This is a genomic window from Devosia submarina, assembly GCF_003056345.1.
Classification (GTDB): domain Bacteria; phylum Pseudomonadota; class Alphaproteobacteria; order Rhizobiales; family Devosiaceae; genus Devosia; species Devosia submarina.
This window is the reverse complement of record NZ_PYWB01000007.1, coordinates 154,345-169,856: the sequence shown is the minus strand read 5'-3', so window position 1 is coordinate 169,856 and position 15,512 is coordinate 154,345. Positions and strand designations below refer to the sequence as shown.

Sequence of the window (15,512 nt, the reverse complement as noted above, 5' to 3'; positions counted from 1 at the left end):
CTCTTGCGGGACGGGTCAGCGGGGCATACCACTCCCCGCTGCCGACCGACACCAGGAAACTGCCGTGACCATCGCCCAAAATGCCGCACTGAGCCGAACCACTTTTGCGACCGATCGGCTGCGTCCGGTCCGCATCTGGCTCTATGCACTGGCCGCCATGGTGCTCGTCATGGTGATGGTAGGCGGCATGACGCGCCTCACTGGCTCGGGCCTTTCCATCACCACATGGAAGCCCATTTCCGGCATCATTCCCCCGCTTTCCCAGGCGGACTGGATGGCCGAGTTCGAGGGCTACAAGCAGATCCCGCAATATGAAGTCTACAACCACTGGATGACCTTGGAAGACTTCAAGGGCATTTTCTGGTGGGAGTGGGGTCACCGCTTCCTTGGGCGGATGATCGGCTTCGCCTTTGCGATCCCCTTCCTCGTCTTCCTGTTCCAGCGCCGCCTGTCCCGCGACATGGCCGTGCCGCTGGCTGGCCTCTTCGTGCTCGGCGGTTTCCAGGGTGCTTTGGGCTGGTGGATGGTGTCCTCGGGCCTGACCGAGCTGACATCGGTTTCCCAATACCGCCTCGCCGCTCACCTCACCGCCGCGCTGCTCCTGCTGCTGGCGCTGATCTGGGTTGCCCGCCGAATGCGGCCCGATCGCACCGAAGGTCCGGTCACAAGTGGCAATATTTCGTCCGTAACCATCCTCCTGCTATTGCTGGTGCTGCAGGTGGCGGCCGGTGCCTTCGTCGCCGGGCTCGACGCGGGCATGGGCTTCAACACCTGGCCCTTGATGGAAGGCAAGTTCATCCCCGATGGTTTGGGTGCCTACGATCCTACCTGGCGCAGCTTCTTCGAGCATGGCCTCACCGTGCAGTTCAATCACCGCATGCTGGCTTATCTCATCACGCTCGTGACGTTCATCATGCTGTTCCGCCAGATCCGTGGGGCAGGGCTGGGCGGCGTGCATCGATGGATGGGCATCATCGCCGTGCTGGTGGTTGCGCAAGTTGGCCTCGGCATCGCTACGCTCTTGTCCATGATCAACATCGACCTGGCTGTCGGCCACCAGGGGCTCGCCTTTGTCCTGGCGTCCGCCATCTGCGCCTACCTCGCCGATATGACCAAGACAAACGCATTAGGCGCACGGTAACATAATACCGCCGATGCAAGTTATTGATTTCACAAGGGAAATTATAAGCTCTTGACGGACTGGGGAATCCCGCATACACGCTCCGCTCGAACATGCCGCTTTCTCCCCGGATGAAGGCTGGCAAGCCCCAATTTTCTAGGGAATTCAAGCATGAGCACTTACTCGGCAAAACCGAGCGAGATCGAAAAGAAGTGGGTCCTGATCGACGCCGAAGGGCTGGTCGTGGGTCGCGTTGCTTCGATCATTGCCTCGCGCCTGCGCGGCAAGCATAAGCCAACCTTCACGCCTCACATGGACATGGGCGACAACATCGTTGTCATCAATGCCGACAAGGTGAAGCTGACCGGCCGCAAGCTGGACCAGCACAAGTTCTACTGGCACACCGGTTTCCCCGGCGGCATCAAGGATCGTACCGCGCGCGAGCTGCTGGAAGGCCGTTTCCCCGAGCGCGTGCTCGAGAACGCTGTCCGCCGCATGATGCCTGGTGGCCCGCTGACCCGTGCCCAGCTCAAGAACCTCCGCGTCTATTCGGGCGCTGAGCATCCCCATGAAGCGCAGAACCCAACCAAGCTGGACGTTGCTGCGATGAACTCCAAGAATGCGCGGGTGAAGTAATATGGCTGAAACCATCAACTCCCTCGAAGACCTCGGCACCTCCACCGTCGCTCCGGCCGTCAACACCGCTCCGGTGCACGTCCAGAAGCTCGACTCCCTGGGTCGTGCCTACGCCACCGGCAAGCGCAAGAACGCCGTTGCTCGCGTCTGGATCAAGCCAGGCAAGGGCACCGTGACCGTGAATGGCCGCGAGTTCGCGACCTATTTCGCACGTCCTGTTCTGCAGCTGATCGTGAAGCAGCCAATCGTGGCAACCGACCGCAACGACCAGTACGACGTCGTCGTCACCGTTGCTGGCGGTGGTCTGTCCGGCCAGGCTGGTGCTGTTCGTCACGGCATTTCCAAGGCGCTCAACTATTTCGAGCCAGGCCTGCGTCCGATCCTCAAGAAGGGCGGCTTCCTGACCCGCGATCCGCGCGTCGTCGAACGCAAGAAGTACGGCAAGGCCAAGGCCCGTCGTTCCTTCCAGTTCTCCAAGCGCTAAGTTTTGGATCTATGTCTGCGAGAAGGGCCGGGAAACCGGCCCTTTTCTTTTGCCCATGGGCTATTCGTCTCCAATAAACCGAGTAGGGCTTGCGATCGGTCTTCCGAAGCCAGATGTAGCATTCCATGCAAGTCCTGATCTCCCGCTTCCACCTGCTGATCCTGATCGTCACCATCGCCATCACAGGCGTTGCCTTCTTCCGCGTGCCGGCCGATTACGCCTATCCCGCCCATTGGAGCGGCAGCACCGCAGATTGGCTGTGGCCACGCGATGTTGCGCTCCCCTTTGCGCCCATCCTCCAGATCGTCTTGCTTGTCGCCTTCTTCGTGCTTGGGCGCGCCTTCACAAAAAACCAGTTTGCCAAAAGCCAGCACATTCTTGATCCGGCCCTGACCCTGCTCATGCTCGTGGTTGCTTCCTGCCAACTCGGCTTGCTGCTGACCGGCATCGGCTCGGACCTCGATTTCATCCGCCTGACCGGCTTCGGCCTTGGCATTCTCCTACTCGTGCTCGGCGTGGTGCTGTTTGAAGCCGAGCGCAACACCTATGCCGGCCTGCGCATGCCCTGGCCCATCCCCAACGACAAAGCTTGGAAAAACGTCCACCGCATTGCTGGCCTCGCCTACGGTTTTGCGGGTGCAGCCCTGTTGACGCTAGCCTGGCTTGACCTGGGCATCGGTTCCCTGATCCTGAGCTTTGCTGCAGCGCTCTTCATCCCAGCAACATTCGCCGCCCTTGCTACCCTGGCAGCCCGGATTCCCTCGGCAGCATAGCTATTGCGTGCAACGCTGCCGCGCTGGAGGATTTTTTCCTCCCATCGGTGACAAAGCAATTCCGTGCGCAGCAAAGCTCGTCCGTCGGGCGTAAATTATGCGCAATCATGAGGCAGCGCGCTCAATTATCAGGCGCCTGCCTCCATTCGCAGGTTCATCATGTCCCCAACCACGCTTTCTGCTGCTCGGGCGCCTCGTGCTCCCAAGCCGTTTTACCGCAGCTTCGGCTTCCAAGTACTCGCCGCCATGGTCGTTGGCCTCATCCTGGGCTACATCGCTCGCCAGATGGGTCCCGATGCGGCTGGCAATGCAAACTGGCTGACGCAAACGCTTTCCACCATCGGCTCCACCTTCGTGTCGCTCTTGCGGGCCTTGGTGCCAGTGCTGGTGTTCACCGCCATTGTCGCTTCCATCGCCAATCTGCGCGAACTCAACAATGCCGCCAAGCTTGTTTGGCAGACGCTGCTATGGTTCGCCATCACGGCCCTGATCGCCGTTGCCATTGGCATCACGCTGGGCCTTGTGATCCAGCCCGGCATCCACACGGCCGTTGCCGAAACTGCCGCCAGGGCACCATCCTCCACCGGCTCGTGGCTCGATTTCCTCAAGGGCATCATCCCCGCAAATGTTCTTGGCTTACAGGCCTCTACCCGTGTGACGGATGGCTCTGCGACGACGAGCCTGAATTTCAACGTTCTGCAGATCCTGGTCGTCTCGATCGCAGTGGGCGTTGCCGCCCTGCGCGTCGGCCCGGCCGCTGACCCGTTCCTCGCCTTCAACCGCTCCTTCCTCAAGATTGTCCACAAGATGCTTTGGTGGGTGATCCGGCTGACCCCGATCGGCACCATTGGCCTGCTGGGCAATGCTGTGGCGGTTTATGGCTGGGACGCACTGGCCCAGCTCGGCTGGTTCTCGGCCGCCATCTATATTGGCCTCGCACTCGTGCTGTTCGTGGTCTACCCCGTGCTGCTGCAGGCGCACGGGCTCAACCCGATCCGCTATTTCCAGAGCGCCTGGCCCGCGATCCAGCTCGCCTTTGTTTCCCGCTCTTCCATCGGCACCTTGCCGCTTACCGAGCGCGTCACCGAGGAGAATCTAGGCGTGCCACGTGAATACGCAGCCTTTGCTGTGCCCCTTGGCGCCACCACCAAGATGGACGGCTGCGCCGCGATCTATCCCGCCATCTCGGCGATCTTCGTGGCGCAGTTTTTCGGCATCCAACTTGGCATACAGGAATACCTGCTGATCATCTTCGTGTCGGTCATCGGCTCTGCGGCGACGGCTGGGCTCACCGGCGCCACCGTCATGTTGACCCTGACGCTCTCCACCCTGGGTCTGCCCCTTGAAGGCGTTGGTCTGCTGCTCGCCGTTGACCCAATCCTCGATATGGGGCGCACAGCCGTCAACGTCGCCGGGCAGGCGCTGGTCCCCACCATCGTCTCCAAGCGCCAGGGCATCCTGAACCAGGCTGTCTACGACCGCGGTGAAAGCATCGAAACGCTCGATGTACCCGACGCCGTACCTGCGCAATAGGGCAGGGCACACCAATAAAAAAGGGAGGCGCAAGCCTCCCTTTTCTATTGTCGGAACTACAAATTAGCTGCCACGCCTCGTGCTTCGACAGGCTCAGGATGAGGTCTACTGCCGATCAGACGCCCAAAGTAGAACCCACACCGTCTCCCCAAAGACCTCATGGTGAGCTTGTCGAACCACGAGGTTGCGCGAGTGGAGCATCAAGGGCCACCCCTTACCCCACCAGCTTCAATACCGGCTTGATCTTGCGCTCTTTCTTCTCGCCAGGCATGCGCGGCACATAGCTCGCCATCACGCGCTCGATGATCTTGATCGCCCGATCCGTCCCATCCTCGCCATGCAGCTGCTCCGCGATCTCTCCCGCATTGCGGCGATAATCCGGATTGGTGCTCAAATCCGCCAGGGCCCCGGCCAAAATCTCCGAGGTCAGCTTGCGCAGCCGTACGGGCTTGGGCCCGCAACCAAGCTCATAAACCCGCCGACCCCAATAGGGCTGATCCACCGTCTGCGGCACCACAAATGTCGGCCGCCCCAGATGCAGGCCCGCCGAAGTGGTACCGGCGCCGCCATGATGCACCACGGCCGAAACATATTTAAACAGCTTGTCGTGCGGCGCCTTCTCGATCGCAAAGATCGTCTCGGGCAGATCCTGCGGATTGATCCCGCCCCAGCCCCGCGCCACCACGGCCCGCCCGCCCCACATGGCAACGGCTTCCTTGAGGATCCGCGTATTGCGCTCCGCCCCAAACGGCATGGAGCCAAAACCGATATAAACCGGCGCCTCGCCTTCCGAGAGGAACTTCTCGAAGGCCGGTGAGGGCTGCCAGTCCGTGCGATCCTTGAGCTGCCAATAGCCCGTCACGATCGCGCTCTTGGGCCAGTCGCGCGGACGCGGCGAAACCACGGCGGAATAGGCATAAAGCGTTGTCAGCGACGTGCCGTCCGTATTGCGGAAGAACCCGCCCTTCTTGCGCGCATCGAGCCCCATCAGCTCACGCCGCAGCTTGTTGCGCGGCAGATTGTAATAGATCTGCTGCACCGTCATGGCCGTATAAGTCAGCTTGTTGAAAGCCGGCCCGAAATCGGCGCCGTAATACATGCAGAGCGGGAATTCGCTGGTCGAGTTCAGCGGCTGCAAGGCGACCATGATTGCCGGAATGCGCAAAGCCTCGGCGATGTCGATGCCGAAACTCGTGTTCATGTTGAGAATCAGCATGTCCGCGCCCTGGCACATGTTCCAGGCGTGTCGCGCTGCGGTATCGACGATTTGCTGGCCCTGCCGCAGGAGGGAAGGGCCGTTGATGAGCATGGATTGGCTCATCGCGTTTTCGAATCGTTGCTGCGTCAGGAAGCCCCGGATCGACGGTCCCAGCGTATGGAACTCGATCCCGTAGCCTTCCACCATGTCTTGGAATTCTTCCGAGGCGCCAAGGACAACGGAATATCCGCGGTCCTTCAGAGCAATGGCAAGAGCCAGATAGGGTTGAACGTCGCCTTGCGTGCCGATCGTGACGAGGGCAATCCGCTTCAAAATCAAAACCTCACTTACGCCGCTCTGGTCACGAAGGTTGGCGTCCTCCGGACCATTTACAATACCACAGCTTGGTTTTATGAACGGCCTGATCGTTAGCTGGTTTCCATACAAAAATCGCTTATCAAGGGCAATAGACATGCCGTCGCTGTACACATTTGCATGGGTTGGAGCCTCGCTCGCCGGCAATCAGGTGTCTGCAGGTGCATTCGCGGTGGCGCGGGCGAACGCCCGCTAGCTCTTCCCGATCGCCCCAATGGGGTGGGGAAGAGCCGAACATCGATAGGGCGCCACATGGCGGCGCTTAACCCGTTCACAACCATAATTCCGCGATAATCACCGCTTCAATGGGAGGCGTGGCGCTTCGGATATAGCGCGTCGCGGTTCAGTTCAGGTCCTTCGGGGCCGTTGAGGAAAAAATGAGCGAAGAATTCCATCGCATCCGTCGCCTGCCACCCTACGTGTTTGCCCATATCGACCCGATCAAGGCCAAGGCACGTGCCGAAGGCGTCGACATCATCGATCTGGGCATGGGCAATCCGGATATGCCGACGCCCTCCCACATCGTTGAAAAGCTGCAGGAAACCGTTAAGGATCCGCGCACCCACCGCTATTCCACTTCCCGCGGCATTCCCGGCCTGCGCAAGGCCCAGGCCAGCTACTATGGCCGGCGCTTCGGCGTGAAGCTCAACCCAGACACGCAGGTCGTGGCGACCCTTGGCTCCAAGGAGGGCTTTGCCAACATGGCCTCCGCCATCACCGCCCCGGGCGATGTGGTGCTGGTGCCAAACCCCACCTATCCCATCCATTCCTTCGGCTTCATCATGTCGGGCGGCGTCGTGCGCTCCATGCCGGCCGACCCAAATGAAGATTTCATGCGCTCGCTCGATCGTGCCGTCCGGCACTCGATCCCCAAGCCGATCGCACTGGTCCTCAACTACCCCGCCAACCCCACCGCCTATACGGCTGATCTCGATTTCTACACCGAGGTCGTCAAATATTGTAAGCAGCACGACATCTTCATCCTCTCCGATCTGGCCTATTCCGAGATCTATTTCGACGAGGATGCGCCGCCCCCATCCGTGCTGCAGGTGCCCGGCGCCATCGACATCGCCGTCGAATTTACCTCCATGAGCAAAACCTATTCCATGCCCGGCTGGCGTGTCGGTTTCGCCGTCGGCAATGAGCGGCTCATCGCGGCCCTTGCCCGGGTCAAATCCTATCTCGACTATGGCGCCTTCACGCCCATCCAGGTCGCCGCAACAGCAGCCCTCAATGGCCGCGACGACGTGATCGAGGAAGTTCGCAAGGTGTATAAGCACCGCCGCGATGTGATGGTGGAAAGCTTTGCCCGCTCCGGCTGGGAGATCCCCGTGCCCAAGGCCACCATGTTTGCCTGGGCGCCCATCCCCGCGCAGTTCGCCCATCTGGGTTCGCTCGAATTCGCCAAGCTGCTGATCCGGGAAACCGGTGTCGGTGTCGCTCCGGGCGTCGGCTTCGGCGAATATGGCGATCAATATATTCGCCTTGCCTTTGTTGAAAACGAGCAGCGCATCCGCCAGGCCGCCCGCAACATCAAGAAGCTCCTGGGCGCAAAGACCGGAGCAGGGAACGTCGTTCCGCTCGCTGGCTAGAAATAGCCCGCCGCAGCGCTTCACCTGCGGCGGTTTCCCACCTATATAAAGGGCGTCGGGACGACCCGGCGCTTTCCAAACATTTCGGCTGGGACGGCCCGCCATTCAAGGAGAAATCCCATGGCATGGGTTTACCTGTTTATCGCCGGCTTGTTCGAAATGGGCTGGGCCATTGGCCTGAAATACACCGAAGGCTTCACCCGCCTCGGTCCCACGACCTTCACCATCATCGCCATGGTCATCAGCGTTGCGCTGCTGGGCATTGCCTTGCGCGACCTTCCCGTGGGCACTGGCTATGCCGTCTGGACCGGCATCGGCACCGTCGGCACGGCCATCTTGGGCATGTACCTCTTTGGAGATCCAGCGACTGCCGGCCGTCTCGCCTGCATCGGCCTGATCGTGGCGGGCATCGCCGGCCTGAAATTCCTTTCTTAGATCAGGTGCTTGAGCCTTTGCCTTGAATCACCTCGCGAGTTCTTCTGAACCTTGCAGGTGTGACAAAAAAGCAAAGGTTCCATAACACCGCGCCAGTTTCTCGAAATTGTTAATGGTGAAATCGGGGGCCGCTGGTAGATTCCTGCCACATGGAATGCCGCGTAACCAAACCGGCCCCCGAACATCATTGGAGAGCAATAGTGCCCTTGCGCTGGCAGGAAGTGGCTGTACCACTATTCATTATTTCAGTCCTTCTCGTGCTCAAGCATGTGCCGCTCACCCATGAGCTGCCCCTGGCACGCGCCGCCGGCGTCGTCGCTTTTGGCTATGCCGCCTTCCTCGCGCTTCGCCTCGTGCAGGACGAAGAAGCCGTCAACATCGACGGCTGGTCCGAACTTCGCCCCTCCATGGTTGAATATTTCGCCTGCTATGGCGCCGCAGCGCTCTCGGTGGTCCTGATGTCCGCCGTGATCTTTATCGGCGGCACAAGGCACGTCGAACCCGCCCAGATGATCGCCACCTTCAGCGCCTCCATCCTTCTCGCCGCAGGCGCATGGGGCATCGGCATTGGCGGCCTTTTCACCAAAGTGCGCTGGAACAATTCCGTGCTGGAACACCGGACCGCTTTCGGCCGCGAAACCAAACTCGCCTGGTCCGACGTCCGCTCCGTCCGTCCCAATTGGCGCGGCATCACCATCGCCACCCACGACCGTCGGCGCGTGACTTTCTCCCAATTCCACTCCGGCGCCGCCCAGCTGGCCATCCACGCCACCAACCGCGCCCGCCGCAACGCCGAAACCTCCACCAAGGCTTTTGCTGGTTTGTAAGGGGTAGGGCAGGGCGGCTGCCCGCCCCACCCGCCACTACTCGTCACCCTCGGGCTCGACCCGAGGGCTCTGCACTCTGCCAGCGCTCCGCAAGTACACTCTCCTCGGTTCAGGCCTCAGAATGACGATCCGGGTTGCGGCACTATTTCCTCAAGTCCCGCGTCCTCAAAGGCCTCATGGTGAGCCTGTCGAACCACGAGGCCGAGCGAGTGGAGGCTCGATAGCACGCCCTCCCGGTTTGACAGGCTCACCATCCACCAATCGTCACCCTCGGGCTCGACCCGAGGGTTCTGCACTTAACGACAGCCCCACACGTACGGTCTCCTCGGGTCAAGCCCAAGGATGACGATCCGGGATGTGGCGGCATCTCACCTCATCCAAAGAAGGCCTCCTGGTTCGACAGGCTCACCATGAGGTCTACTGCTTGAACCTCATCTACCCCACCCTCCAATCGTCACCCTGGGCCTGACTAGAGGGCTCTACACTTTACCCACGCTCCACAAGTACAGTCTCCTCGGGTCAGGCTGGCGATGACGATCGGGGGGGCACCAGCCCGCCACATCCACGATGTCACCCCGGGTCCGACCCGGGGCCCATCTCGAGATCCTTCCGCAGCCGCAGGGTTGACCGAGCGACCACCTCCAAAAACGACCATCTCAGGATGGATCTCGGGTCGAGCCCGGGATGACACCGCGCTTGTGAGTGGCATCGGTGGCCACCCACCCACTAGGTTCACCCTCCCCCTTGCGGGGAGGGCCAGGGAGGGGGGCTTTTCCACCCCCAATTTCTCCCCCTTCTCCCCCCGCCCCAAACCCGCGCTATCCTCCCCTCACCAACCACATCACCCAGCGGGTCGCGCGAACCGGCTAGTGTGGTTGTCAGATGGGGCGGGGATGTTCGTGATCCCCGTAGGCAAGCGGAAGTGTCACCAATGCCTCTGGGAGGCTCAGGGACCAGAGTCGCGCGCGCCGGAAAATCCCATCGCAGGTGGCGAGGCTCTGTCTCACACACATTAAACACTTTCGAGGCATTGCCTCGCCACTTGCACGCTGGAACAACCGCATTCGAGGCGGGCGCTTCGGCACGCCTATAGCGCCCCGGAATACCCCCCATCACCCCAATTCATTTGAGCCAACCCGGCCGCTCAGATAATCTCGGCCCATGAACAAGCCCGTAGCCCTTCGCACTGCCCGCTCCGTGTGCCCGCATGATTGCCCGTCAGCCTGTGCGCTCGACGTGGACATCATCGACGCTTCCACCATCGGGCGCGTGCGCGGCGCCAAGGACGATCCCTACACAGCCGGCGTGATCTGCGAAAAAGTCGCTCGCTATGCCGAGCGCATCCACCATCCAGAGCGCCTGACCCATCCCCTGCGTCGCTCCGGCCCCAAGGGCAGTGGCCTCTTCATCCGTATTAGCTGGGACGAGGCGCTGGATGAAATCGCCCAGCGTTTTCGCGAGATCGAAGCCGAGCACGGACCAGAAGCCATCTGGCCATATTTCTATGCCGGCACCATGGGCCATGTGCAGCGCGACGGCATAGAGCGCCTGCGCGCGGCAAAAGGCTATTCCCGTCAATACGACACGATCTGCACCGGAACCTCCTGGCCCGGTTATATCGCCGGCACGGGCATGCTGGGCGGCGTCAACCCTGAACAAATGGCCGAAAGCGATTGCGTGGTGATCTGGGGCACCAATGCCGTCCACACCCAGGTCAATGTTATGACCCACGCCATGCGGGCCCGCAAGGACCGTGGCGCCAAGGTCGTGGTCGTCGATATTTACCAGACCGCTACCATGGCCCAGGCTGACATGGGCCTGATCCTGCGCCCCGGCACAGACGGGGCCCTGGCCACAGCCGTCATGCACGTGCTCCTGCGCGACAATCTCGCCGACCGCGCCTTTGTGGCCAAATACACGGACTTCGATGGCGATTTCCAGGCACATTTGGCAAGCAAAACGCCTGAATGGGCTGCCCAAATCACCGGGCTGACGGTCGAAGAAATTACCGCCTTTGCCCATCTCGTTGGAACAACGCCACGCTCCTATTTCCGCTTGGGCTATGGCTTCACCCGCCAGCGCAACGGCGCAACGGCCATGCACGCGGCCCTGTGCATTTCGGCGATGACCGGCGCCTGGCAACATCGCGGCGGCGGTGCCTTTCATTCCAACTCCGGCACTTGGCGCCTCGACAAATCGGCCATCACCGGCCCCGGCCTGCAAAAGGGCGATCCGCGCTGGCTGGACATGTCCGAGATTGGGGCCGTTCTGACCGGTGACAGCCGTGCGCTCAAAGGCGGCGGTCCGGTCAAGGCTTTGCTGATCCAGAACACCAATCCCGCCTCCGTCGCGCCCGATCAGAACCTGACGCGCCAAGGCTTCGAGCGCGAGGACCTCTTCACCGTGGTGCACGAGCAGTTCATGACGGAAACAGCCGAACTGGCCGATATCGTCCTGCCCGCGACCATGTTCCTCGAGCACAATGATTACTACACCCGCGGGGGCCATACGCGCGTGCTCTATGGCCCCGCCGTGGTCGAACGCCCTGGCGAAACCCGCTCCAACCATGAAGTCATTAATGCCTTGGCGCTGCGGCTCGGTCTTGACGATCCGAGCTTCAGGGCAGGGGACCGCGACCTCATCGCCGAAACCTTCCGCCGCTCCAACTATCCCGCGCTGGAGGAGGTCGAAAAAATCGGCTTCGTCGATCGCGAGCGACCCGATGCCGTTGCGCGCTTTGCCGATGGGTTTAGCTGGCCCGACAAGCGCTTCCGCTTCAAGCCGAACTGGCAAGATGTCGCCGACAAGAAGGGCTATCTCTGGACGTGCGATCCCTCGGACATGCCCCGCTTCGCCGACCACTGGGCCATCACCGAAGAAACCGACGACGAGCATCCCTTCCGCCTCGCCACCAGCCCGGCGCGCGGGTTCCTCAACTCAAGCTTCAATGAAACACCCGGCAGCCAAAAGCGTGAAGGCGTCCCCTCGGTCTTCATTCACCCCGAGGACGCCGCACGCCTTCAAATCGAAGATGGCAGCGCCGTTACCCTGGGCAATCGCCGCGGCTCAGTGGAACTCACCGCCCACGTGCGCACCGGCTTGCCCACAGGCGTGCTGATCGCAGAGGGCCTGCACAAGAACAAGTCACACCGCAACGGCAAGGGCATCAATGCCCTCACCAATTCCACCCCCGCGCCCCCCTTCGGCGGCGCCGCCTTCCACGACGCCGCAGTGTGGATCAGAAAGGCTGAACTACCGGCCTGAGCTCGCCGCCGCCCCCCGATCGTCACCTTAGGGCTTGATCCGAGCGCCCTGTACCTACCTGGCGGGAATCAATTTGAGCCCTTGGGTCCAACCCAAGGGTGACGATCGAGCTTGCGCCTACCTTCAAAGATAGGCCCCCCAAAAGAAATACCCGGTCATGAACACGCCATACACAATCACGCCCAGCCGGATCCACTTGGCAGGGATGAGATGCGCATTCTTGGCGGCCAGATACCCTCCAACCACCACGCCGGCCAGCGCTATCGAGCCATGGAACCAGTCGATGGATCCGTTAAGGGCAAAGCGCGCCACCGCAACCAGCGCGACAATGGCCGACACATAAAGCTTGAGCCCGTTCATGGCATGGATGTCGCTCATCCCGGTCGTCGCGAGAAACGCCAGCAGCAAAATGCCAAGGCCCGCATTGAAGAACCCGCCATAGATGCAGACAAGCGCCAGAAACGCGAGCAGCAGCGCTGATCCGGCAGCCTTCATGCCCCGGCTTCCACCACCCTTGGCGGCTACAAACGCACTGATCTGGTTGCCAAATGCAAACAGCAACACGGCAAACAGCATCAGCCATGGTACGACGAGCGAAAACTGCTCGTCCGTCACCACCAGCAGCAGTTCCGCGCCGATATAGCCGAACACCGCCGCCATGATGCCGTAGAGCACCAGCCGGTCCTTGTACTTGGCCATGGCGTGCCAATACCCGACAGCACCGCTCGCATAGCCGGGCAGGGCGGCATAGGTATTAGACGCATTGGCGATCACCGGCGGCACGCCAACAAAGAGCAGCGCCGGAAAGACGATAAACGATCCCCCACCCGCGAGCGAATTGACCGCGCCGCCCAAAAGGCCCGCGACAAGAAGGAACAGCGCTTCAATCATCAGAAATCCCCAACCACAATGTCATCCCGGCCCGCGCCGGAATGCATCCCGAGATACCAGCCCATAGCCCGCCATGGCAGCTTCGCCCAACACATATCTCTGATCACGCCATCACCGCGATTGATCCCTGCATTGACAATCGGCGCTTAGCCGATCATATCCGAGCCAGGGCCGCTGACGCCTGCCGCTCGCCGGATAGCAATCCGATGGTGAAGTCAGTCCCGAGCCAAAGACACGAACATCGGTTCATCTTTGCGAGGCGCGTCATGGCAATGCGAGCCCCATGCAAGAGGCGCCTCATGCAAATGAGAGACCTGACATGTCGTTTTCACTCGATACACAATCCGTCCAGACCCTGAAGTCTGAAGCCAAGGCTCTGCGCGAACAGCGTTCTGCCGCTGGCGAAACCCTCACCCATTCAGAAGCCCTCGAAGCAATTGCCAAAGCGCATGGCTTTCGCGATTGGAACACCGCTCGCGCCAGCCTGCCCGATGGCGTCGTCGCCCCGTTCCAATTGGGCCAGCACGTCCATGGCACCTATCTCGACCAGCCGTTCAGGGGCGTGCTGATAGGCGTCCAGATGCTGGGGGCGGGGCAGCACTTCAAGCTCACCATCCAGTTCGACGAACCGGTCAATGTCACGCCCACTTTCATGTTCGCCGCCTTTCGGCATCGCGTCGTGGCAACGGTCGACCCCCAGGGCGTATCGCCGGCCCTGCGTGGCAATGGCCGCCCGCAGACGATTGTCCGCCGTGGCTAACAACGAAGGGCAGGCCGCGCGGCTTGCCCTTCATCGTAAACGACCGATATGGTGATGACGGTTTCACCAGTGGACAATTATTATGACCAGCCAGACCAAGCCGATTGAAGCCTATTCCCTGCCCACGCCAAATGGGCAAAAGGTCCATATGATGCTCGAGGAACTGGGCGTGCCGTGGAACTACCATCGCATCGATATCGGCAAGGGCGATCAGTTCAAGCCCGAGTTCCTGGCCATCTCGCCCAACAACAAGATCCCCGCCATCGTCGATCCCGAAGGCCCTGGCGGCGAGCCCATCTCGATCTTTGAATCGGGTGCGATCCTGAAATATCTCGGCCTCAAATTCGGCCAGTTCTATCCCACAGACATGCGCACCCAGGTCAAGGTCGATGAATGGCTGTTCTGGCAGGTCGGCGGCTTCGGCCCCATGCTGGGGCAGAACAACCACTTCAACGTTTATGCCCCCGAGAAAATCCCCTACGCCCAGAAGCGCTACAGCGACGAAACCCACCGCCTGTTCCGCGTCCTCAACACCCAGCTGGAAGGCCGCCAATACATCGCCGGCGAATATTCCATCGCCGACATAGCCTCCATCGGCTGGGCCCAGTCTTGGGAGCGCTACGGCATCACGCGCGAGGAATATCCCAATGTCCTCGCCTGGATCGAGCGCCTCAACAGCCGTCCTGCCGTTGCGCGCGGCCTCCAATGGGGCAAGGATGCGCCATCAAGCGATCTGAGCAAGGACAAGGACGCTCAAAAGATCCTGTTCAACCAGCGCTAGCTATTGCGCCGCCGCGCCGTCCTCGGGTTCGGGAATCACCCGGACCCAGTCCTCGCCGCGGCATAGGACATTGAACAGCACACAGCCATTGAGCCGCACCTGGTCCGGCCCAAGCATTTCCACATAACCCGAATACGTATTGCCGTCCTGCGGGTTATAGATATCCCCATCAAGCACATGCGGCTCGTCGCTGGGCCGCAAAGTCAGGATCTGCAGCCCCAGCATCGGCCGGCTGCGCAGATTGGGGTCCTTGTTGCGCTGGTCGGTGAAGCTTTCGGGCGGCATGGCCTGCGCCGCCGCAAGCTCTTCGGCCGTCAACCCTTCGCTCGGCACCACAATATTGCTCAGCGTGCCGCAAAACCCCTCAGGGCAGGCGGCAATCGTCACTTCCGAATTGAGCACGGTTCGCCAAGTCCCTTCGATCGGGTGCGGCGGCGGCAAGAGGACGTCCTGTGCGGCAATCCCCTGCAGGCCCAGCGCACACAAGCCAATGGCCAAACCACCGCGCAGCCGCGCCTGCGCAACAATCCCTCCGCTCATGCGCCATTCTCCTGGCCAGGGCCTCTGATTCGACCCAACACCGCCCATGCGACATTCTCATGGCGATTTCGTCGCGCAAGCAATTGTTTTGCTCTCAAAGCCGCCGCTTCCACGCATGCACCTGTGCGCCATCCCAAAAACAGCTTGCCATCCCCTCCGCCCCCCGCTATCCACCCCGTGCCGGAGAGGTGGCCGAGTGGTCGAAGGCACGCCCCTGCTAAGGGCGCAGATGGTGATGAACTGTCTCGAGGGTTCGAATCCCTTCCTCTCCGCCATTTTCCATGACTTCTAGCCACACTGGCG

At 61.2% G+C, this 15,512-nt stretch carries 14 protein-coding genes and 1 tRNA gene; 12 read left to right on the top strand and 3 right to left on the bottom strand.

All coding sequences use genetic code 11. From position 1 onward, the window contains the following. Positions 1-64: 64 nt before the first annotated feature. The 5 genes from DDE77_RS12085 to DDE77_RS12065 all read left to right on the top strand — a co-directional run bounded on the left by DDE77_RS12085 (position 65) and on the right by DDE77_RS12065 (position 4,546). Positions 65-1,141 carry a COX15/CtaA family protein gene (locus DDE77_RS12085; RefSeq protein WP_245895213.1) on the top strand — a complete coding sequence of 359 codons (1,077 nt, stop codon included), beginning with the start codon at positions 65-67 and terminating at the stop codon, positions 1,139-1,141. A 150-nt stretch (positions 1,142-1,291) separates the two neighbouring features. Continuing rightward, positions 1,292-1,756 carry a 50S ribosomal protein L13 gene (gene rplM / locus DDE77_RS12080; RefSeq protein WP_108397713.1) on the top strand — a complete coding sequence of 155 codons (465 nt, stop codon included), beginning with the start codon at positions 1,292-1,294 and terminating at the stop codon, positions 1,754-1,756. 1 nt (position 1,757) lies between these two features. After that, complete coding sequence (rpsI, locus tag DDE77_RS12075) at positions 1,758-2,240, top strand: 30S ribosomal protein S9 (protein WP_108397712.1); 483 nt, start codon at positions 1,758-1,760, stop codon at positions 2,238-2,240. Positions 2,241-2,365: 125 nt separating this feature from the next. After that, positions 2,366-3,013 (top strand): SdpI family protein, encoded by a 648-nt coding sequence (locus tag DDE77_RS12070; RefSeq protein WP_108397711.1) that lies wholly within the window; start codon positions 2,366-2,368, stop codon positions 3,011-3,013. Positions 3,014-3,172: 159 nt separating this feature from the next. After that, the gene (locus DDE77_RS12065) at positions 3,173-4,546 is read left to right on the top strand and encodes a dicarboxylate/amino acid:cation symporter (protein ID WP_108397710.1); all 1,374 of its coding nucleotides are present in this window, start codon (positions 3,173-3,175) and stop codon (positions 4,544-4,546) included. A gap of 214 nt (positions 4,547-4,760) precedes the next feature. Here DDE77_RS12065 and DDE77_RS12060 read toward each other — a convergent pair whose 3' ends face one another. Then, positions 4,761-6,077, bottom strand: coding sequence for a glycosyltransferase (locus DDE77_RS12060; protein WP_170116514.1), 1,317 nt, complete (start codon positions 6,075-6,077; stop codon positions 4,761-4,763). Between the two features lie 419 nt (positions 6,078-6,496). Here DDE77_RS12060 and DDE77_RS12055 point away from each other — a divergent pair, with 419 nt between their 5' ends. From DDE77_RS12055 to DDE77_RS12040, 4 genes are all read left to right on the top strand, one after another. Next, entirely contained in the window at positions 6,497-7,711 is a 1,215-nt protein-coding gene (locus DDE77_RS12055; RefSeq protein WP_108397708.1) for an LL-diaminopimelate aminotransferase, read from the top strand. A 120-nt stretch (positions 7,712-7,831) separates the two neighbouring features. Beyond that, complete coding sequence (sugE, locus tag DDE77_RS12050) at positions 7,832-8,146, top strand: quaternary ammonium compound efflux SMR transporter SugE (protein WP_108397707.1); 315 nt, start codon at positions 7,832-7,834, stop codon at positions 8,144-8,146. A gap of 200 nt (positions 8,147-8,346) precedes the next feature. Further along, the gene (locus DDE77_RS12045) at positions 8,347-8,973 is read left to right on the top strand and encodes a hypothetical protein (protein WP_157959805.1); all 627 of its coding nucleotides are present in this window, start codon (positions 8,347-8,349) and stop codon (positions 8,971-8,973) included. A gap of 1,161 nt (positions 8,974-10,134) precedes the next feature. Beyond that, complete coding sequence (locus DDE77_RS12040; protein ID WP_108397705.1) at positions 10,135-12,237, top strand: molybdopterin-containing oxidoreductase family protein; 2,103 nt, start codon at positions 10,135-10,137, stop codon at positions 12,235-12,237. 123 nt (positions 12,238-12,360) lie between these two features. Here DDE77_RS12040 and DDE77_RS12035 read toward each other — a convergent pair whose 3' ends face one another. Continuing rightward, positions 12,361-13,128, bottom strand: a complete 768-nt coding sequence (locus tag DDE77_RS12035) for a sulfite exporter TauE/SafE family protein (protein WP_108397704.1) — start codon at positions 13,126-13,128, stop codon at positions 12,361-12,363. Between the two features lie 319 nt (positions 13,129-13,447). On the opposite strand from DDE77_RS12035, the gene DDE77_RS12030 reads away from it, so the two are divergent. Together DDE77_RS12030 and DDE77_RS12025 are read left to right on the top strand one after the other, a co-directional pair. Continuing rightward, positions 13,448-13,888, top strand: coding sequence for a glyoxalase superfamily protein (locus DDE77_RS12030; protein WP_108397703.1), 441 nt, complete (start codon positions 13,448-13,450; stop codon positions 13,886-13,888). A gap of 82 nt (positions 13,889-13,970) precedes the next feature. After that, positions 13,971-14,669, top strand: a complete 699-nt coding sequence (locus DDE77_RS12025; protein WP_108397702.1) for a glutathione S-transferase N-terminal domain-containing protein — start codon at positions 13,971-13,973, stop codon at positions 14,667-14,669. On the opposite strand, the gene DDE77_RS12020 is transcribed toward DDE77_RS12025, so the two are convergent. After that, on the bottom strand, positions 14,670-15,209 hold the full coding sequence (locus DDE77_RS12020) for a DUF2147 domain-containing protein (protein ID WP_157959804.1): 540 nt from the start codon (positions 15,207-15,209) through the stop codon (positions 14,670-14,672). A gap of 182 nt (positions 15,210-15,391) precedes the next feature. Between DDE77_RS12020 and DDE77_RS12015 the strand changes: the two genes are divergently transcribed. Next, positions 15,392-15,484, top strand: a tRNA-Ser gene (locus DDE77_RS12015). Positions 15,485-15,512: the final 28 nt, after the last annotated feature.